This is a genomic window from Brevundimonas lutea, assembly GCF_003704105.1.
Classification (GTDB): domain Bacteria; phylum Pseudomonadota; class Alphaproteobacteria; order Caulobacterales; family Caulobacteraceae; genus Brevundimonas; species Brevundimonas lutea.
Genome location: NZ_QUOQ01000002.1, coordinates 121,093 through 140,636 on the forward strand (window position 1 = coordinate 121,093; position 19,544 = coordinate 140,636).

General features: G+C 69.9%; 14 protein-coding genes. 7 read left to right on the forward strand and 7 right to left on the reverse strand.

Annotated features, from left to right (window positions below):
* Positions 1 to 12 precede the first annotated feature (12 nt).
* The 4 genes from pheS to rpsT all read right to left on the reverse strand — a co-directional run bounded on the left by pheS (position 13) and on the right by rpsT (position 5,088).
* Entirely contained in the window at positions 13 to 1,125 is a 1,113-nt protein-coding gene (gene pheS / locus EES48_RS00675; protein ID WP_122464460.1) for a phenylalanine--tRNA ligase subunit alpha, read from the reverse strand.
* 573 nt (positions 1,126 to 1,698) lie between these two features.
* On the reverse strand, positions 1,699 to 2,817 hold the full coding sequence (gene dnaN / locus EES48_RS00680; RefSeq protein ID WP_122464461.1) for a DNA polymerase III subunit beta: 1,119 nt from the start codon (positions 2,815 to 2,817) through the stop codon (positions 1,699 to 1,701).
* A 119-nt stretch (positions 2,818 to 2,936) separates the two neighbouring features.
* A complete protein-coding gene (gene dnaA, locus EES48_RS00685) occupies positions 2,937 to 4,376 on the reverse strand; it encodes a chromosomal replication initiator protein DnaA (protein WP_122464462.1) in 1,440 nt (479 codons plus the stop codon).
* A 442-nt stretch (positions 4,377 to 4,818) separates the two neighbouring features.
* Positions 4,819 to 5,088, reverse strand: coding sequence for a 30S ribosomal protein S20 (rpsT, locus tag EES48_RS00690; protein ID WP_122464463.1), 270 nt, complete (start codon positions 5,086 to 5,088; stop codon positions 4,819 to 4,821).
* 167 nt (positions 5,089 to 5,255) lie between these two features.
* Here rpsT and EES48_RS00695 point away from each other — a divergent pair, with 167 nt between their 5' ends.
* The 7 genes from EES48_RS00695 (at position 5,256) to trxA (ending at position 15,406) form a co-directional block, all read left to right on the forward strand.
* Positions 5,256 to 6,146, forward strand: coding sequence for a 1-acyl-sn-glycerol-3-phosphate acyltransferase (locus tag EES48_RS00695; protein ID WP_122464464.1), 891 nt, complete (start codon positions 5,256 to 5,258; stop codon positions 6,144 to 6,146).
* A complete protein-coding gene (gene tsaE, locus EES48_RS00700) occupies positions 6,143 to 6,604 on the forward strand; it encodes a tRNA (adenosine(37)-N6)-threonylcarbamoyltransferase complex ATPase subunit type 1 TsaE (RefSeq protein WP_122464465.1) in 462 nt (153 codons plus the stop codon). The genes EES48_RS00695 and tsaE overlap by 4 nt, the downstream gene beginning before the upstream one ends.
* The gene (amgK, locus tag EES48_RS00705) at positions 6,601 to 7,692 is read left to right on the forward strand and encodes an N-acetylmuramate/N-acetylglucosamine kinase AmgK (RefSeq protein ID WP_122465071.1); all 1,092 of its coding nucleotides are present in this window, start codon (positions 6,601 to 6,603) and stop codon (positions 7,690 to 7,692) included. Before tsaE ends, amgK begins: the two co-directional genes overlap by 4 nt.
* On the forward strand, positions 7,689 to 8,405 hold the full coding sequence (gene murU / locus EES48_RS00710; RefSeq protein WP_162997943.1) for an N-acetylmuramate alpha-1-phosphate uridylyltransferase MurU: 717 nt from the start codon (positions 7,689 to 7,691) through the stop codon (positions 8,403 to 8,405). The genes amgK and murU overlap by 4 nt, the downstream gene beginning before the upstream one ends.
* Positions 8,406 to 8,460: 55 nt before the next feature.
* A complete protein-coding gene (gene addB, locus EES48_RS00715; RefSeq protein WP_122464466.1) occupies positions 8,461 to 11,487 on the forward strand; it encodes a double-strand break repair protein AddB in 3,027 nt (1,008 codons plus the stop codon).
* A complete protein-coding gene (gene addA, locus EES48_RS00720) occupies positions 11,484 to 14,993 on the forward strand; it encodes a double-strand break repair helicase AddA (protein ID WP_122464467.1) in 3,510 nt (1,169 codons plus the stop codon). Before addB ends, addA begins: the two co-directional genes overlap by 4 nt.
* A gap of 71 nt (positions 14,994 to 15,064) precedes the next feature.
* A complete protein-coding gene (gene trxA, locus EES48_RS00725) occupies positions 15,065 to 15,406 on the forward strand; it encodes a thioredoxin TrxA (RefSeq protein ID WP_122464468.1) in 342 nt (113 codons plus the stop codon).
* Between the two features lie 10 nt (positions 15,407 to 15,416).
* On the opposite strand, the gene EES48_RS00730 is transcribed toward trxA, so the two are convergent.
* The 3 genes from EES48_RS00730 to EES48_RS00740 form a co-directional block, all read right to left on the reverse strand.
* Positions 15,417 to 16,715 (reverse strand): bifunctional folylpolyglutamate synthase/dihydrofolate synthase, encoded by a 1,299-nt coding sequence (locus EES48_RS00730; protein ID WP_240623170.1) that lies wholly within the window; start codon positions 16,713 to 16,715, stop codon positions 15,417 to 15,419.
* Positions 16,712 to 18,418 carry a hypothetical protein gene (locus tag EES48_RS00735; protein ID WP_162997944.1) on the reverse strand — a complete coding sequence of 569 codons (1,707 nt, stop codon included), beginning with the start codon at positions 18,416 to 18,418 and terminating at the stop codon, positions 16,712 to 16,714. The genes EES48_RS00730 and EES48_RS00735 overlap by 4 nt, the downstream gene beginning before the upstream one ends.
* Positions 18,419 to 18,628: 210 nt before the next feature.
* Complete coding sequence (locus tag EES48_RS00740; RefSeq protein ID WP_122464470.1) at positions 18,629 to 19,537, reverse strand: acetyl-CoA carboxylase carboxyltransferase subunit beta; 909 nt, start codon at positions 19,535 to 19,537, stop codon at positions 18,629 to 18,631.
* Positions 19,538 to 19,544 lie beyond the last annotated feature (7 nt).

Here is a 19,544-nt window from a genome sequence, read left to right on the forward strand (position 1 = left end):
GGCATTACTCGATCAGCTCAGGCCGGTGGCCAGGTTGGGCGCGGCGAAGGCGGAGAACCCGTAATGGGCCAGCCAGCGGGTGTCGGCGTCGAACATGGGGCGCAGGTCCGGGATGCCGTATTTCAGCATGGCCAGGCGATCCACCCCCATGCCGAAGGCGAAGCCCTGCCATTCGTCGGGATCCAGGCCGCAGGCGATCAGCACCTTGGGATGCACCATCCCGCAGCCCAGGATCTCCATCCAGTCCTCGCCCTCGTTCAGGCGCAGCCGCCCGCCGGACCGGTCACAACGGATGTCCATCTCGGCCGAGGGCTCGGTGAAGGGGAAGTGGTGAGGGCGGAACCGGGCGTCGACCTGATCCATCTCGAAGAAGCGGGCGACAAACGCCTCCAGCGTCCCCTTCAAGTGGCCCATGTGGATGTCGCGATCGATCACCAGACCCTCGATCTGGTGGAACATCGGGGTGTGGGTGGCGTCCGAATCCTTCCGGAAAGTCCGGCCCGGCGCGATGATGCGGATCGGCGGCTCCTGGCCCGAGGCGATCCACGGCGCCGGCGCCTTTTCGCCCGCCCGCATGGCTCGGATCTGCACCGGCGAGGTGTGGGTTCTCAGCACCTTGCGCTCGCCCGTCTCCGGATCGGGCTTCAGGAAGAAGGTGTCGTGCATCTCCCGCGCCGGATGCTTGGGCGGAAAGTTCAGGGCGGTGAAATTGTGGAAATCGTCCTCGATGTCCGGGCCTTCCGCGACCGCAAAGCCCATCTCGGCGAACAGGGCGATCATCTCGTCCATCACCTGCATGGTCGGATGCACCGATCCCCGGCGGCGCGGCGGCGCGGGCAGGGTCAGGTCGATGCGCTCGGCCAGCAGCCGTGCGTCCAGCTCGGCGGCCTCCAGCTCGGCCTTCTTGGCGGCCAGCGCCGCCCCGACCCGGTCGCGTAGGCCGTTGATCATCGGCCCCTTCTCGCGCCGCTCCTCGGGGCTCATCGCTCCCATGCCCTTCAACAGGCCGGAGATGGTCCCGGTCTTGCCCAACGCCTGCACGCGCAGGGCCTCGACCTCCGTGGTGGTCGCGGTCTGGCCGATGGCCTGGATGAGATCGAGTTCGAGCTGGGCGAGGTCGGTCATGGGCCGGATGCTCTAGCGGCCTGAGCCGCCGCCGTCACCTCCTCTAGAGAGTGCGGACCGACCCATTGGTTTCATGTTGACGTTCGGAAGCTCGTCGAAGTCGGAGTTCGAGCAACTTATGCAAACGGGCACGAGGCCGGCACGGAGACGAGGCGAGAACGCCATCGCACACATTCAGGGCGGCCCAGCGACGCCATGTGTCACGGCGATTTGCTCGAGCTTCATCCGTCAGTACGTACCCGACATGCCAATTGACGCCCCAGCCTTGCCGTTGATCCAACAGCACAAACCGCTCGATGTCTCGCCAAGGTATATTCATCGTGCGCCAGAGACCGACAGTGCGGACGCCCAGATCATCGATGACCAGTCGGGTGGGCCTCAGCAACTCGCCCGCAGCCAATGTTGCAGCCACCGCAATGGCTGCTGCACTCCCGAAGGTGATGGACTTGCGAAGCCAGGTTAACTCCGGCCAAGCGCCGATAAGAAAGTCAGCCAGCATCCCGACAAACGTGAGCGCGATGACGACTGTCGCTGCCGACGCCCAAGCAGGCACCGCCCGGATTATTGTCGGTTTCACACCCTCAGCGGCATCAACACATACTGCACGCCCGGATCGCCAGGATCGAGCACCAGGGTCGGGCTGGCCGGGTCGGCGAATTTGAAGCTGGCGTTCTCGCCGGTGATCTGGCCGGCGACGTCCATCAGGTAGCGGGCGTTGAAGCCGATCTCGAACGGCTCGTCGGAATAGCCGATCTCGACCTCCTCCTCGGCCTGGCCCGCCTCCATATTGCGCACCGTCAGCTTCACCCGGTCGGTGTCGAAGGCCAGTTTCACCGAGCGGCTCTTCTCGGCCGAGATGGTGGCCACCCGGTCGACGGCCTGGGCGAACAGGCTGTTGTCGATGTCGGCGGTCTTGTCGTTGCCGCGCGGGATGACGCGCAGATAGTCGGGAAAGGCGCCGTCGATGACCTTGGAGGTCAGGCTGGCCTCGCCCAGTTCGAAACGGATCTTCTGGGCCGAGACCTGCACCGACACCTCGCCCTGACCGGCGTCCAGCAAACGCCGCACCTGGTCCACGGTCTTCCGGGGCACGATGACGCCCGGCCCGCCCGCCGCGCCTTCCGGCGCCGGGGTCTCGGCCAGGGCCAGGCGGTGGCCGTCGGTGGCGACGGCGCGCAGCAGCGGAACGCCGCCCTCGGCCACGGTGTGCAGATAGAGCCCGTTCAGATAATAGCGCGTCTCCTCGGTCGAGACGGCGAAGCGGGTCTTGTCGATCAGCCGGGCCAGCTCCTCGCGCGCCAGCGTATAGCGCGCGCCGCCGGCCTCGGACGACATTACCGGGAAGTCGCCCGCCGGCAGGACCGGCAGATTGAACCGCGAGCGCCCGGCCGACACCACAAGGCGCGGATCATCCCCGGAATAGCTCAGCGAAACCTCGGCCCCGTCCGGCAGTTTCCGCACGATTTCATACAGGGTGTGGGCTGGGGCGGTGATCTGTCCCTCGACATTCACCATGGCCTCGGCCTCGTCGACCATCTCCATGTCCAGATCGGTGGCGGCGAAGGCCAGCTTGTCCCGCCCCGCGGACAGCAGGACGTTGGACAGGATCGGGATGGTGTTGCGACGCTCCACCACGCTCTGCACGTGGCCCAGGGCCTTGATCAGGGCCGAGCGTTCGATGGTCAGTTGCATAGGTTCACGCCCCGGACGTCTGGCGGCGCCGAAAGGCCGCGTCTTCAAGTGGCTCGGACATTAGCGGCTTGGGCTGGCGAGGGAAGGGGCTTGAGGCTAGGGAATCCGACCCACCGGCCCTAACCCCTCAACTTCCGCGTCAGCGCCTCAACGTCGCGGGCGATCTGGTCGTCGGTCGTCAGCATCTCTTCGATCCGGCGCACTCCGTGCAACACGGTAGTGTGGTCGCGCCCGCCAAAGCGGCGGCCAATGTCCGGATAGGAGCGCGTGGTGTTTTGCTTGCACAGATACATGGCGATCTGACGAGGGCGGGCGATGGTGCGGGTGCGGCGTTCGCTGAGCAGATCAGCCTGTTTCAGACCGAAGTGGTCGGCCGTGACCTTCTGGATTTCATCCACCGTGATTCGGCGCTCGGGTCCGGAGCGCAGCGCCGCGCCCAGCAGGCCTTGCGCCTCCTCCAGGCTCAGTCCTGCCAGCCGGCGACCGGCGGCGGCCGCCAACGTGTTGATAGCCCCTTCAAGCTCGCGCATCGTGCCCGGGGTGCGCTCGACCAGATGCTCCAGCACCTCCGGACGCGCCTCGCCCTCGACCAGGCCGATCTCGGCCAGGGACTTCAGCCGGCGCGCGGCCAGTTGCAGCCGCAGATCGCGATCGGCGGGCTCGACCGGGCAGGTCAGGCCCGACGACAGATGCGAGCGGAGGCGCTGTTCGATGTCCGTCAGCGCCAGGGGCGCGCGGTCGGCGGCCAGCACCACCTTCTTGCCGTCCTCCATCAGGGCGGTGAGGGTGGCCAGCAACTCTTCCTGGGTCTGGGTCTTGCCGGCGAGCATCTGGACATCGTCCAGCAGCAGCATGTCGGCCGAGCGCAACCCGTCCTTGAAGGCGGCGGTCTGGCGGTCCTGAACGGCGCGCACGAAGGTGGTCAGGAAGCGTTCGGAGGTCAGATAGACCACCTTGGCGTCCGGCTTCAGACGCTGGGCCTCCCAGGCGATGGCGTTCAGCAGGTGGGTCTTGCCGTAACCATAGGGCCCGCACAGGAAGATCGGATTGAAATGGCCCTCCGCCCAGGCGGCGGTCTGACGAGCGATGGCCAGGGCGAAGGCGTTTCCGGTTCCCTCCACGAAGGTGTCGAAGGTCAGTCGCTCCTGCAAACCGGCGGCGCGCACCGCGCGCGGGCTGTCGGCCGAGGGCTGGGCCACGGTCGGCGCGCGAACGCCATCCGTCGTGGCGGGCGGCGCCGCGCGGCCGCCCAGACCGACCGGCGGCGCCGACCCGATCTCGGCGCGGCAGCGCACATCCAGGCGGCGCGAGGACCGGTCATAGGCCAGCCACAGCTCATTGATGCGGCGCAGCGCATTCTTGCGCACCCAGTCGCGCGCATAGGCGGTAGGGGTCACCAGGATCAGCTGGCCGGTGGTGTCGCAACGCACCGCCGACGGCGCGATGTAGGAAGAAAAGGCTCCCTCGCCGATCTCAACGCGCAGGCGCTGGGCCGCCTCGGACCAGATGCGGTCTGGATCTGTCATCGCAGCAGCCGCCGCCCCCATGCTCCCCGCCATGCTCTCTCTCGATCCTTCGAAGTCACCACCATCCCCAGCCTGTCGGGTTCAGGGACGACTTCTCCTGTCCGCCGGACAGGGTGTCCGGCGGGCGGGGTCGCCCTGGAGATCAGACTGCTGCGCCGGCGGAAAGCTCGCTTTCCCGCCGTCTCCGTATCAGGCGCTCGGGCGCCGCCGCGGAGGTGCGTCAGACCCCCAAAGTTACTTTTCGAGCGGGGTCCGTCAACGGCGATTCGATGTGATTCGGGAGGATAAAAATCTTGACTCGCGCAAGCCCAGACAACGCCTAGGGAAAACACTATTCGGCCACAGTGGACTGAGCGAAATTTTCTCCGGACCCGGCGTTCGGCTTAGCGCCGGACAGCGAAACGGCGAAGCAGCTGTCGCCGCTTCGCCGTTGTAAACGCTATATTTTCCGCCATTAAGTCAGCGGGCGGACCGATCAGGCGGCCGACAGCTTCTTCAGTTGGGCGGCCAGACGCGAGACCTTTCGCGAACCCGTGTTTTTGTGGACAACGCCCTTGGAGACAGCGCGCATCAGTTCGGACTGCGCCTCGATGAAGGCGGCCTTGGCGGCGCCGGCATCGCCGCCGGCGACAGCCTCCTGAAAACGACGCAGATAGGTGCGCACGCGGGTGCGGCGCGCCTTGTTCACTTCAGTCCGGGCGGCGATCTTGCGGATCGCTTTTTTGGCGCCGGGGTTGTTGGCCATCGATCAGAACCTATCAAACGGAAACGCCGCGGACGCCCGTCCACGGCGCGGAAACCTGTAAAGAGCGGGGGCCTATAGCGGAAAGGTCCGGGACGGTCAACGCGATCTGGAGGTCGCGGCCAACCTCGCCCTTGCCCCCGCGCGCGACGCGCGGGATATCCTCAGGCATGGTCCTTGCGCTCACTCCGGCGGCGGCCTCGGCGCCGTCGGCGCGGGGCCCGGCCCACATCGTCGATGTGCTGATCGCCGAACGGGCACCGCGGCTGACCGCCTCGCCGTTCTGGCCACTGGTCAGCCCCGGCCTCCATGCCCTGCTCGGCTATGGCAAGGCGCGGCGCATGGCCGATGCGGTTGCCGTCCGTTCGGGGCTGGAGGCTCTGGACCACGTCTCGACCCTGCTGTCGCTGGACGTTCGCGCCACGGGCCTGGAGCGGCTGCCGGCGACGGGTCGCTGTCTGATCGTCGTCAACCACCCGACCGGCATCGCCGACGGCATCGCCGTGGCCGACGCGGTCAGGACGGTGCGCTCCGACGCCGTCTTCTTCGCCAACGCCGATGCCCTGAGGGTGTCGCCGCGGCTGGGCGAGGTGATCATCCCGGTGGAGTGGGTGGAGGCCAAGCGCACCCGCGACAAGACCCGCGCCACCCTGGACGCCGCCCGCGCCGCCTTCGAGGCCGAGCGCGTGGTGGTGATGTTCCCCGCCGGTCGACTGGCGCGCAGCCGCGAGGGTCGGCTGGTCGATCCGCCCTGGGCCCCGACCGCCGCCTCCCTGGCGCGCAAGCACCGTGCGCCGATCGTGCCGATCCACCTGTCCGGGCCCCGGTCGCGGCTTTTCCACCTGTTCGACCGGGTCTCGCCGGAACTGAGGGACATCACCCTGTTTCACGAGATGCTCAACAAGACGGGCGGCCGGTTCGACCTGATCGTCGGCAAGCCCATCGCGCCCGAGGCGCTGGACCCGGACGCCCCTCGCACCACGCGGGCGCTGAAGCACCATGTCGAGCGGGTGCTGTCGGACGATCCCGACGCCGCCTTCGATCCCGGAGCGGCCGCATGAGGATCGACCTGGCGGACGAGGCCGCGACAACGGCGTTGGGCGCCCGACTGGCGCCGCTGCTGCGGGCCGGGGACGCGGTGTTGCTGTCGGGGCCGTTGGGAATGGGCAAGTCGACCCTGGCGCGTGGGCTGATCCGGGCGCTGACCACGCCCGACGAGGACGTGCCCTCGCCGACCTTCACCCTGGTGCAGTTCTATGAGAGCGATCCGCCAGTCGCCCATTTCGACCTCTATCGCCTGACCCGGCCCGAGGAGGCCTGGGAGATCGGGCTGGAGGATGCCCTGGATCGCGGCGCGGTGCTGGTCGAATGGGCGGAACGCCTGGGGCCGTTGCTGGACGGGGCGTTGGGCGAGAACCGGCTCGAAATCATCCTGGCGGAAAAAGGCGACGGCCGCCTTGCGACCGTTTCTGTCGCGGGCGATTGGCAGGATCGATTGCGGATGGCGGGATGGCGATGAACGAACGCGAGGCGGAACGCGTCGAGTTTCTGGAACGCGCAGGCTTGAGCCGGGCGCGGCGCGATCCCCTGCCCGGCGACGCCTCGACCCGCCGCTACGAACGGCTGACCGCCGAGGACGGCCGCTCGCTGATGCTGATGGACCAGGCCCCCGCAGCCGAGAGCCCCCCGTGCGATCCCGCCTGGTCGCCCGAGCGGCGCCGCGCCGAGGGCTGGAACGCCACAGCCCGCCTGTCGGCCGGACGGATCGAGGCCTTTGCGGCCGTCGCCGATCATCTGCGCCGCCTGGGCCTTTCGGCGCCGGAGATCGTGGCGCTGGACGCCTCGCGCGGCCTGGCGGTTCTGGAGGATTTCGGCGACGCCCTGTTCGCCCGGGTGTTGGAGGCCGAGCCGGAGCGCGAGCCCGACCTTTATCTCGCCGCCGTCGACGTCCTGATCGCGCTGCACGCCGCGGCGCCGCCCGAGCTCCTGACCGGCCCCGGCGGCGACTGGCCTCTGCTGGCCTATGACGAAACGGCGCTGAAGGGCGGCGCCGACCTGTTCGTCGAGTGGTGGCCGAAGCTGGAGCCGAGCATCGCTCTGGACGCCGAGGCCTTCGCCGCTTGGGACCGAGCCTGGGCGCCGATCATCGCGCGCGGCGCCGAGGGGGCCACGGTCGTGGCCCACCGCGACTTTCACGCGGAAAACCTCATCTGGCTGCCGGAGCGTGACGGGGCCGCCCGCGTTGGGATGATCGACTTTCAGGATGCCGTGCGCGCCCACCCCGCCTGGGACCTGATCCATCTGCTGCAGGACGCCCGCCGCGACGTGCCCGACAGCCTGGAACGCCTGGCGCTGGACCATTATCTGGCCGCCCGGCCCGAGGTGGACCGCGCCGCCTTCCTGTCGGAGTATCGTGCGCTCGCGGCCCTGAACGAGGCCCGCATCCTCGGCATCTTCGCGCGCCTGATCATCCGCGACGGAAAGCCGCGCTATCGCCAGTTCCTTCCCCGCATGTGGGCGCATCTGACGGCGAACCTGACCGATCCGGCGTTGGCCGAGGTCCGCGCCTGGTTCGAGCGCTATGTTCCTGAGGAGACGCGGGCATGACCGGACCCAAGACCGCCATGGTCCTCGCCGCCGGCCTGGGCACGCGCATGCGCCCGCTGACGGATGACCGTCCCAAGGCCTTGGTCGAGGTCGGCGGGCGCGCCCTGATCGACCATGTGCTGGACCGGCTGGCCGAAGCGGGGGTCGAGCGGGCCGTGGTCAATGCCCACTGGTTCGCCGACCGGCTGGAGGGGCATCTGAAAGCACGCGGGCGCGGGCCGGAGATCGTCATTTCCGACGAACGCGCCGAACTGCTCGAGACCGGCGGCGGCCTCAAGAAGGCCCAGCCTCTTCTGGGCGACGACCCGGTATTCGTGGCCAATATCGACAGCGTCTGGATCGACCGGGGGGATGCGCTCGGCGATCTGGTCCGCCTGTGGGATCCGGAGCGAATGGACGCCGCCCTGCTGCTGGCCCGGCGCGAGGGCACGATCGGCTTCGAAGGCGACGGCGATTTCTTCCTGGCTGACGACGGAAAACTGACCTTCCGCGGCGAGGCCGCCAGCGCCCCCTTTGCCTATATGGGCGTGCACATCACCCGGCCCGATTATGCCGACCCCGGCCCGGACGGCCCCTTTTCGCTCAGCCCCCTGTGGCGACGGTCCGCCGACGCGGGGCGTCTCTACGGCTGCGTGCTGTCCGGCGACTGGATGCACGTCGGCGACCCCCAGGCGCGGGACGAGGCCGAGGCCAGATTGAGGAACAGCGCGTGACTGTTGGGCGCCCTCAAGCAGCGAGCCGCCGCGCGGCGAGCGATAGGGCCGCTTTATGACCCGCTTCGACCCCTTCGCCGTCCCCGGCCCACGCTGGTTCTCCATCGCGGCGCACCGGCCGTTCCTGGGCGATCTGGCGGCCGGGGTGCTCGCGTGGCTGGGGGAGGATCGACCCGAGACCCTGTCGGACGCCGTGGTCCTGCTCCCCAATCGTCGCGCCGCGCGAGCCTTCACTGAGGCGCTCGGCGTGGCGTCGGACGGCCGTCCGGTGCTGCTGCCGCAGGTGCGGCCGCTGGGCGATCTGGAGGAGGACGAGGCCCCCTTCGCGCCGGGCGAGATCGAGGCCGGCCTGCCGCCCGCCATCGGCGCCCTGGCCCGCCGGTTCGAGCTGGCCGGGCTGGTGCGCACCCATTTCCACCGACCACTAGGCGCCCTCGCGTCGCTGGAGATGGCCGAGGCGTTGGGACGTTTTCTCGACTCCTGTCAGATCGAGGAGGTGAAGGACCCCGCCCGCGTCGGCGCCCTGATCGAGGCGGACCTGGCCGAACACTGGCGCGAGTCCGCCGCCCTCCTGGCCATCGCGCTTGAGACTTGGCCCGAGCGGTTGCGTGAACTGGGTCTGATCGATCCGGCGGCGCGGCGCGTCACCCTGTTGCGCCGGCTAGCGGACAGCTGGACCGAGCGGCCGCCCGCGCATCCGGTGATCGCCGCCGGCTCAACCGGCACCGTCCCGGCCGCCGCCGCCGTGCTGGACGCCGCCGCCCGTGCGCCGCTGGGCTGTGTGGTCTTGCCCGGCCTCGACCTCGACCTCGCCGACACCGCCTGGGCCAGGGTCGAGGACCAGCATCCGCAGGGGGCGATGAAGGCCCTAATCGAAGACTTTGGGGTCTCGCGCGATCAGGTCCGGCCTTGGCCCGCGCCCGAGGAGCCCCCTGCCACTGCTCGGGGCCGCGCCCGTCGTCGCCTGCTGGCCGAAGCGCTTAAGCCGCCCGAGGCCACGGCTGACTGGCGCCACGCCATTGACGAGATGACCCGGGACGCGGCCGACCCTCTGGCGGCCGGGCTTCAGGGCCTCGGGCTCGTCACCGGCCGCACCGAGGAGGAGAGCGCCGGGCTGATCGCCGCCCTGCTGCGCGAGGCGCTGGAAACGCCTGGCCGCACCGCCGCCCTGATAACCCCCGATCAGGCCCTGGCCCGCCGGGTTCAGGCGCGGCTGGCGCGCTGGGACCTCCAGGCCGACAGCTCGACCGGCGAGCCCCTGTCCCGGACAGCCACGGGGGCCTTGATCGGCGCCCTGACGCAACTGATGGCGGACGGCTTGTCGGGCGTCGCGCTACTGGCCGTGCTGAAACATCCGGCGGTGCGAGTTGAGGAGACCGACGCCGCCCTTTCGGATCTGGAGCGATACGGCCTGCGCGGGCCGCGTCCCGGCGACTGGGACGCGCTCAAGGCCCGCTTCGAAGCCGCCCGCGCGCCGCGCGACGACGGCCGCGAACCCCCGCCGCACAGGCTGGAGGCTCTGGACCGCGCCGCAGCCCTCGCCGCCGATGTCGAGCCGAAGCTCGCGCCCCTGTTCGACGGAGCACCCGCCGATGCGGCGGACTGGACCCGGCGTCTGGTCGAGGCGGCGGAAGCCGTCTGCGGCGGCCCCGGCCGGGCCTGGCGCGGCGCGGACGGCGAGGCAGTCGCCCGACTGCTGGCTCAATTGATCGCCGAGGGCGCGGCCAGCGGCCCGCTCGACGCCCCGACCTATGCCGAAATGCTGGGCCGGATGCTGGCGGCCGAGGTCGTCCGCACCGGCGGCGACGTCCATCCGCGCCTGCGAATTCTCGGGGCCATCGAGGCGCGGCTGGCGCGGGCCGACACCGTGGTCCTGGCCGGGTTGGAGGAGGGCGTCTGGCCGGCGGGGGCGGGGCTGGACCCCTTCCTGTCGCGCCCGATGCGCGCGGCCATCGACCTGCCGTCGCCCGAGCGCCGCATCGGCCTGTCGGCCCACGACTTCGCCCAGGCCGCCGCCGCCCCGGAAGTGGTGCTGGTCCATACCGAACGTCGGGGCGGCCAGCCCTCGGTCAAGTCGCGCTGGCTGTGGCGGCTGGAGATCCTGGTCGGCGGCGCGGATCGTACTTTGCCCGGCCGCCCGGAGATCGAGGCCTGGGCCCGGACGCTGGACGCCGCCCCGGCCGCGTCCCCGCCGTCGCTCAGGCCCGCGCCGCGTCCGCAGCCGCGCCCGCCCGTCGCCGCCCGGCCCATGGCCATGTCGGTGACGCGCGTCGAGGAATGGGTGCGCGACCCCTATGCGACCTATGTCCGCTATGTGCTGAACCTGCGCCAGATGTCGCGGCCGGACGAGCGGGTCGACGCCCGCATCCGGGGCACGGCCATCCACCACGCCATCGAGGTCTTCGCCCGCCAGTGGGAGAGCGAGGGCGCGCGCGACGGCGTCCGGCGTTTCGCTGACCTCTATATGGACGCCCTGACCCGCGAGGGCATGCCGCGCGCGGCCCTGGCCCGCGAACGCCCCCTGGCCGAGGGCGCCGGGCGGTTCATGGTGGCGTTCGAGACCGAGCGCCGCGAAACCGGCCGCCGCGTCTTCGTCGAAGAACGGGCCGAGCTGCCCATCCCGACCCTGGCAGGAACCTTCACCCTAGAGGCCAAGGCCGATCGACTGGAGCTTCATGACGCCCGCCTGACCGTCATCGACTTCAAGACTGGGGCGGCGCCGACCAAGAAACAGGTCCGGCTGGGCTTCGCGGCCCAGCTGCCGCTTACCGCCGCCATGTCCGCGCGCGGCGCGTTTGGGGGTCTGGGAGCACCCGCACCCGAAGCCTTGATTTATGTCGCGGTCAGCGGCCGGGACAGCGCGAAGGACCCAGTGTCCGATGTCTCCGGCGACGACGGCGCCGAGGCCCTGGCGGAGCGGGCGTACCAAGGGCTGATCGCCCGCGTCGAACGCTTCGCCGACGACCGCACTGCCTATGGCTCGCGAACCGCGCCCCAGTTCGCCCAGAAATCAGTGTCCGACTACGACCATCTGGCCCGCGTGCGCGAATGGTCGATCGCCGCGGAGGGAGGCGAGGAATGACCGAGACGCTAATCGCCCGCGACCCCCAGACCATCGCCGCCGACCCGACGCTGAACGCCTTCGTCATGGCCAACGCGGGATCGGGCAAGACGAAAACCCTGGTCGATCGGGTGGCGCGGCTGCTGCTAGCCGGCTCGGCGCCCGCCGCCATCCTGTGCCTGACCTTCACCAAGGCGGCGGCGGCCGAGATGCAGCGGCGGCTGTATCAGAAGCTGGGCGCCTGGGCCGTGGCCGAGGACGCCGAACTGGCCCGCGAACTGCGCGAGCTGGAGGGCAATGACGCGCCGATGGACGCCGAGCGGCTGTCTCGCGCCCGCCGCCTGTTCGCCCGCGCCCTGGAGACGCCCGGCGGGCTGAAGATCCAGACCATCCACGCCTTTTGCGAACAGCTGCTGCGCCGCTTCCCGGTCGAGGCCCGGGTCTCGCCGCGCTTCACCGTCATCGATGAGGTCCAGGCCGCCGCCATCCGCGCCCGCGCCCGCGACCGGGTCGCCGAGGCCTCGCTCGATAACGATCCGCCCGGCCTCACCGCCGCCTATGAGCGGTTCGCCGGTCAGCTGGATTTCAAGAGCTTCGAGGGCATGTTCCTGACCTTCGAGGCGAAACGCGACGCCATCGCGGCCTTCGTGGACGCCCACGGCGGAATCCAGACCCTGCCCGACCGCATCGCCCAGAGCGTCGGCTTCGAGCGCTATCTCGACGCCGACCCTGACAAGATTCTGGCCGAGGTCTTCGCCGCCCCCGACTGGGACGAGGCCCGCTGGCGCGAGGCGGCTCGCGTGTTGGCCGACGCCTCCGCCGCCGGGGACCAGAAGCGCGGCGCCCAGATGCTGGCGCTGGCCGAGGCTGCCGCGCGTGGCGGGGCGCCCGACCCCGCCGTCCTGACCTCGCTGTTCTTCACCGGGACCGGCTCGCTGGCCACCTGGTGCGGCAAGAGCGCGGCGGCGAAGAAGGCCAACCTGTGCGACTGGCTGCTGGACGAACAGGCGCGCATCGGCGGCGTGCTCGACAGGCTCCGGGCCGTCGCCGTCGCCGAGGACAGCCTGGCCGCGATGCTGCTGGCCCACGCCTACGCCGGGGCCTATGAAGCGGCCAAGGCCGAGAGCGGGGCGCTGGATTTCTCCGACCTGATCGCCCACGCCCGCTGGCTGCTGACCGACGGGCCGGGCGCGGCCTGGGTGCTGTACAAGCTTGACGGCGGCATCGACCACATCCTGATCGACGAGGCCCAGGACACCTCGCCCGAACAGTGGGACATCGCCCGCGCCCTGACCGCCGAATTCTTCGCCGGCGCCGGAGCCCGCGCCGACCTGGCCGAACAGCGGCGGGGCCGCACCGTCTTCGTGGTCGGCGACGAGAAACAGTCGATCTTCTCCTTCCAAGGCGCGGCGCCCGAGCGGCTGCTGGCCGAGAGCCAGGCTTATGATCGGCTGATCACCGGCGCCGGCGGGCGCTTTCAGGCTGTGGAGCTGATCCAGTCCTGGCGTTCGACCCCCGAGGTTCTGGCTTTCGTCGACCGGGTCTTCGCCACGCCCGAGCGCGCTTCCGCTCTCAGCCCTGGCCGCGGTCTGGCGGGCGATCCCGCCGATCCGGTGATCCGCCACGAGGCCGGTCGGCGCGACCTGCCCGGACTGATCGAAGTCTGGCCGGTCGAGCAGGAGACCAAGGAAGAGGACCGCGACGCCTGGGACGCCCCTGTCGACGCCCCCTCGCCCGACAGCGCCTATCGCCGCGCCGCCATGCGCATCGTCGAGGCGGTAAAGCGGGTCGTCGAGACCGGCGAGGGCGTCCACGCCGGCGACCGCACCGACCGGGGCCGCTGGCGGCCGGCCGGCTATGGCGACGTTCTGGTGCTGGTCAAGAAGCGCGGCGCCATGTTCGAGGCGGTGCTGCGTGGCCTGAAGCAGGCGGGCGTGCCCGTGGCCGGCGCCGATCGCCTTCGCCTGTCGGAACATCCGGTGTTCGAGGACCTGCTGGCTCTGGGCCGCGCCGCCCTCTATCCGGCCGACGATCTGACCCTGGCGGGGGTGCTGCGCAGCCCGCTTTGCGACATCGACGAAAATGGTCTGTTCGACCTGGCGCATGGGCGAAAGGGATCGCTTTGGTCGGCGCTGGTCGCCCGCGCCGGCGAGCGTCCGGAATGGGCCGCCGCCCGCACCCTGATCAGCGGTTTCGCCGAAGAGGCCGGACGGGCCGCGCCGTTCGATCTCTACGCCCGACTACTGGCCCGCACCGACGGGACCGGCCTCAGCGTTCGTCAGCGGTTCGTGACCCGGCTGGGCGCCGAGGCGGGCGATGCGCTGGACGCCTTTCTCGATCAGGCCCAGGCGGCTGAAGGGCGCGGGCTGGTCGATCTGGAGCGATTCACCGCCGCCCTCGCCGAACTGGACCAGACCGTCAAACGCGAGATGGACCAGCCGCGCGGCGAGGTCCGGGTCATGACCGCCCACGCCTCCAAGGGGCTTGAGGCGCCCATCGTCATCCTGCCTGACACCCTGTTTCAGGAGCCCCGCGGCGACGCTTTGCTGGCGACCGACGAAGGCGGCTTCCTGTGGTGCGCCTCCCAGAGCCGCGACTGCGCTGCCTCGGCCGTGGCGCGAGAGGCGAGGAAACGCCGCTCGGAGGAGGAGTCGCTCCGCCTGCTCTATGTCGGCCTGACCCGCGCCCGCGACCGGCTGATCGTCGGTGGCCGGCTGGCGGCCAACCGCACCGACACCGGAGTCGCCTGGCGCGGTCCCCTGGAGGAGGCGATCACCGGACTGGACGGCCGCTCGGTCGAAACTGAGGCCGGGGTGATCCTCGAATACGGCCAGCGCCCGCCGGTGCTGGGCCATGCCGCCGAGGCGACCTCCGACACCCACGCTCTGCCCGCCTGGCTGGCCGAGCCGCCGCCTCGCGAGGCCGGCGCGCGCCATCTGTCGCCGTCACGCCTGCTGGGCTCGGAGGGCATGGCCGCGCCCTCGCCCCTGGCGCGGGGTGCCGACGGGCGGCTGGATCGCTACCGGCGCGGCGACCTGATCCACCGCCTGCTCCAGACCCTGCCGGAGGTGGCGGCCGAGGCCCGCGCGGCCCTTGCCGAACGCCTGCTGGCGCGAGAGCCCGGCCTTGGCGACGACGCCCGCGCCGAGATGATCGCCGCAGCCCTGGCCGTGCTGGATGACGCCCGCTTCGCCGCCGTCTTTGGTCCGGGCTCGCGCGCCGAGGTCGCTCTGGCCGGCGCGGCCGAGGCCCTGCCGCCCGGCGTATCGATCTCCGGCCGCATCGACCGGCTGGTGGTGACGCCCGACCGGGTGCTGGTGATCGACTTCAAGACTAACCGCCCCGCCCCCGACCGCATCGAAGACGCCGCCCCGGCCTATGTTCTGCAGCTCGCTGCCTATCGCGCCGTGCTGTCCCGCCTCTATCACGACCGCCCGGTCGAGGCCGCCCTGGTCTGGACCGACGGGCCGAAGCTGATGGAAGTCCCGGCGGCGATGATGGACGACGCCCTTCTCGCCACCCGTTGAATCCATCCGGAATCGCCCCACATCTGGGCTCGGACACTCGCGCCATCCGGCGCTGACAGGGGACTTGCCGCATGGCCACCGTGAAGATCACCGACGACAGCTTCGACACCGACGTGCTCAAGGCCGACCGCCCCGTGCTGGTCGATTTCTGGGCCGAGTGGTGCGGGCCCTGTAAGCAGATCGGCCCGGCCCTGGAGCAGATCTCCGACGAACTGGGCGAGCAGGTCACCATCGCCAAGCTGAATATCGACGACAGCCCCATGACCCCCTCGCGTCTGGGCGTGAAGGGAATCCCGACCCTGATGCTTTTCAAGGACGGGCAGATGGCCTCGATGAAGGTCGGCGCCTTGCCCAAAGGCAAGATCGTCGAATGGCTGGCCGAGGCTGGCGTCTCCAAGAGCGAGGCTGCCTAAAGGCTCGCAGTCACACCGGCCAAGTGTCGGGAGACAGCACCAGCACTTCGCCCGCCAGATACAGCGACCCGCAGATGACGATGCGGCGCGCGCCCTCCACGAGCGCTTGATGCAACGCGGCCTCGACTCCAGGGCTCGCGTCCGCGTCCAGCCCTGACGCCCGCGCCTGATCGGCCAGATCGCGCGCGTCCCAAGCAGTGCCGGACTCGAAGCTGACAGTCAGCACCCGCGCGTTCAGGTCGGCCAATGGCCCCAGAAACCCGGCCGCGTCCTTCGACGTCAAAAGACCGACGATCAGCGCCAAGGGGCGTGGCGATCTCGCGTGACGCTCGGCGACGGTCTCCACCAGGGCGCGGGCGGCGTGGGGATTGTGCCCGCCATCCAGCCACAGCTCCGCGTCTAACCGGGTCGCCATCTCGGCCAGGGGGCCGCCCGTCAGCCGTTGCATCCGCGCCGGCCAGTGCGCCTCAGTCAGTCCGTCGGCGATGGCTTCGCCGGGTAGATCCAGCTCCAGCGCCGCAGCCACCGCCAGGCCGGCGTTGTCGATCTGATGCGGACCGACCAGGGCGGGCGCGGGCAGATCGAGGAAACAGGCGTCGTCCTGGAATACCAGACCGCCGCGCTCGCCCCAGGCATCGAAATGCTCGCCCATTGTGCGCATGGGCACGTGCAACTGCTCTGCGCGTCTGGCGATCACCGCCATGGCCACTTCGGCCTGACGCGCGATCACCGCTGGAGCGCCCGGCTTGAGAATCCCGGCCTTTTCCGCCGCCACGCCCTCCAGATGCGGCCCCAGGAACTCGGCGTGGTCCAGATCGACGGGAGTGATGACGCTGAGCAGCGGTCGTCCGATCACATTGGTGGCGTCCAACGATCCGCCCAGCCCCACCTCGATCAGGGCGAGGTCCGCGGGGATTTCGGCCATGGTCAGGAAGGCCGCGGCGGTGGTCGCCTCGAACACCGTCGCCCTGACCCCCGACCGCCGCTCGGCCGCCTCGACCGCATCGAGGGCGGCCGCGAGGGTGGCGTTGTCGATCAGCGTGCCTGCCAACCGAATGCGTTCGTTGAACCGGACAAGGTGCGGCGAGGTATAGGCATGAACCGTCAGACCGGCCGCCTCCGCCATGGCGCGCAGGAAGGCGACGGTCGATCCCTTGCCGTTGGTGCCTGCGACGTGAACCACCGGCGGCAGCCGGTCCTGGGGGTCGCCCAGCGCTCGGCACACCGCGCGCATGCGGTCCAGCGACAGATCGATCTTCTGCGGATGACGCTCCAGAAGCCGACGACTGAAGGGGTCCGCGGCGGTCACGCCGGCTGCCTTCGCGGCCGGGCCGGACGCCGGGCGCGTCCGGTGGCGGTCCGCTCAGCCTCGACCCTGGCCACGCGAGCCTCCATGGCCGCGATGACCGATTTCAGCGCGGCCGTCTCGTCGTGCCGGCGCGTGGTCAGCCGAATGGCGTCGGCCAGTGGGTCGAGGATCAGGTGTAGCGCGCGGCGCTCGTCACCGCTGTAGCTGGCGCCGTCAGACCTCGGCCCCAGCAGCAGCCAGCCGACGTGCTCATCCATGTCTCGCAGCGGATACCGAACCGCCAACCTACGGTGATCCGCTTCAAGGAGCATGTCCGCCAGCACTCGCTCTTCGCTGAGGCCGTGGACGGCCAGCACCCGAAGTCCCGCCTCGCCCTCGGCTACCAGCGCGGCCTGGGTGGCGTTGACGCCCTCGACCACAGCCTTCAGCGCTGTGTCGGCTACAGGGTGAGGATCGGCGTGATGCCGCAGTCTCGCCAGCCGGGCGGGGAGGTCGCGCAGTCGGACCAGCGCGCGCTGGAACCGCGATTCCATCCAGGCAAGCACCCGCGTCTGCGCCGGGGCAAGGATGGCCATGGCCGCCAGGGTCGAGAGTCCCGTGGCCAGCGTCGGGTTGCTCGCCCCGGTGACCAGCGTCAGAGTGGTGTCGATCCAGGCCGCCCCGAACGCCCAGGTTATGGCGATAACGCCGGTCACCACCGCATAGCCTGTGGATCGTCCGATCGCGGCGTCCGCGTCGTTGAGCCGGTAGTTCAGCAGCGCCACCAGCACGCCCGCCCCCATCACCGTGAAGGCGCTGCGATGAAGGATGAATTCCGCCCAGATCAGGACCACCAGAACGGTTCCGAGAACATCCGGCAGCAGCACCACCCATTTGGCGACCTGGCTCAGCAGATAGAGAATCAGACCTGCGGCGAGGCCTAGGCACGCCCACTTCATCTGTTGGCGTTCGATCCCCCGGGGAGTGTAGCGAAAGCGGATCACCACACAGGCGAAGGCGGCGGCGAGCAGACCCACGCGCGCGGTCTCTGACAGTTCGACGGGGCTATGCGGCATGCCGAGGATCAGGCCGCCGACAGGGCCCACAACCATGAACCACCGCGCCCACGACGGGGTGTAGCGACCGTTTGGAAGCGCCGGAATTCCAACCAGGAACAGGGCCAGCCAGGCCGCGTCGACCATGGCCTCACCTTCGGGAAAATGGAGTCGTTCCCAGAAGATCGTCGTGCCCACCGTGGCGAGCAGCAGCAGGGCGAAGCTGAACACCATCGCGACCGGCTGATCGAAACGTCGCCAGCGCAGCAGCACGCCTCCCGCGACAAGAGCGACGGCGAGAATGACATCGAACACCGCGGCGCCGAGCATCAGCGGGCGCTGATTCTCCCGGTAGACCGCCGCCTGATTGGCCTCGGATCGGACCAGCCGCCGCACCATCACCTGCTCGGTCTCGAGGTCCAGCATGCCCATGGCCACGACGCCGCCATCCGGCCCCGCGATCATGTTGGCGACGGCTTCGGGCGGCAGACCGGTGATGTCTCGCCCGTCGATGGTCGTGGGAAAGCCGGCCCAGGGGGAAAAGCCAGTTTCGTCAAAGTTAGGCAGGACCGCCCACATCCGGCGATCGGTATCATCGACCGTCAGGCCCAGAGCCGCGAAGGCAGGCTCAACCTTGGTTACCCGCTCGACGTAGAAGGTATTAGCCACGATCTGTACGCCGACCGCGAAGATCAGGCAGGCGAACCACAACAGGTCGATGAGGCGGCGCGCGACTGGCGTGGGCCGAGGCAGCTCCCGAGGCGGCGTTATCCATCGCAGCCAGCTCGACGCGGCGTGCGGCCCCTTCGATGTCACCCCCGTGTCCATGAGGACAGGGCTAACCCAAGTCGCAGGCGCCGCAAAGCGAGGTTGTGATCGTCAGGCGGCCTTGCGACGCCCGCCCATCAGGATCGACAGGACGTCGGCCAACACCTTGGGCAGTTCGCCGCGCGGCACGACGCGATCCACCATGCCTTTTTCCTGAAGATACTCGGCGCGCTGGAACCCCGGCGGCAGTTTCTCACGGATCGTCGTTTCGATCACCCGCGGGCCCGCGAAGCCGATCAGGGCGCCTGGCTCGGCCAGATGAACGTCGCCCAGCATGGCGTAGCTGGCCGTCACACCGCCCGTGGTCGGGTCGGTCAGCACCACCACATAGGGCAGGACCGCGTCTTTCAGCTCCTGAATGGCCAGGGTGGTGCGGGCCATCTGCATGAGGGACAGCGCCCCCTCCTGCATCCGCGCCCCGCCGGCGGCGGTGAAACAGACCAAAGGACAGTCGCGCTCGATCGCCGCGCGGGCGGCGGCGATGAAGGCCTCACCCGCCGCCATGCCCAGCGAGCCGCCCATGAACTTGAAGTCCTGGACCAGAGCCACGGCCGGCACGCCGCCGATCTCGCCCACGCCGATGGCCATGGCGTCACGCGCGCCCGTGCCCTTGCGGGCGGCGGCCAGGCGCTCGCGATAGGGCTTGCCGTCGGAGAACTTGAGCGGATCCTCAGGCACCTCGGGCGTCGGCAGCTGTTCGTAGCGGCCCTCGTCGAAGGTGAAGCGCAGCCGGTCCTTGGCGCCGATCCGCATGTGCCGGCCCGATGGCGTGACCCATAGCGAGGTCTCCAGATCGGCCCGAAACAGCATCTCGCCGGAATCCGGATCCTTGACCCAGAGATTGTCGGGCGTGTCCCGGCGCGTGACGATCTTGCGGACGCCGGGGGCGAACCGCGACAGCCAGCCGCCGCGCTTCTCGGGCTGGGGCTTACCGTCCTGGGGCTTGTTCTTGTCGGCCATGTCGGCT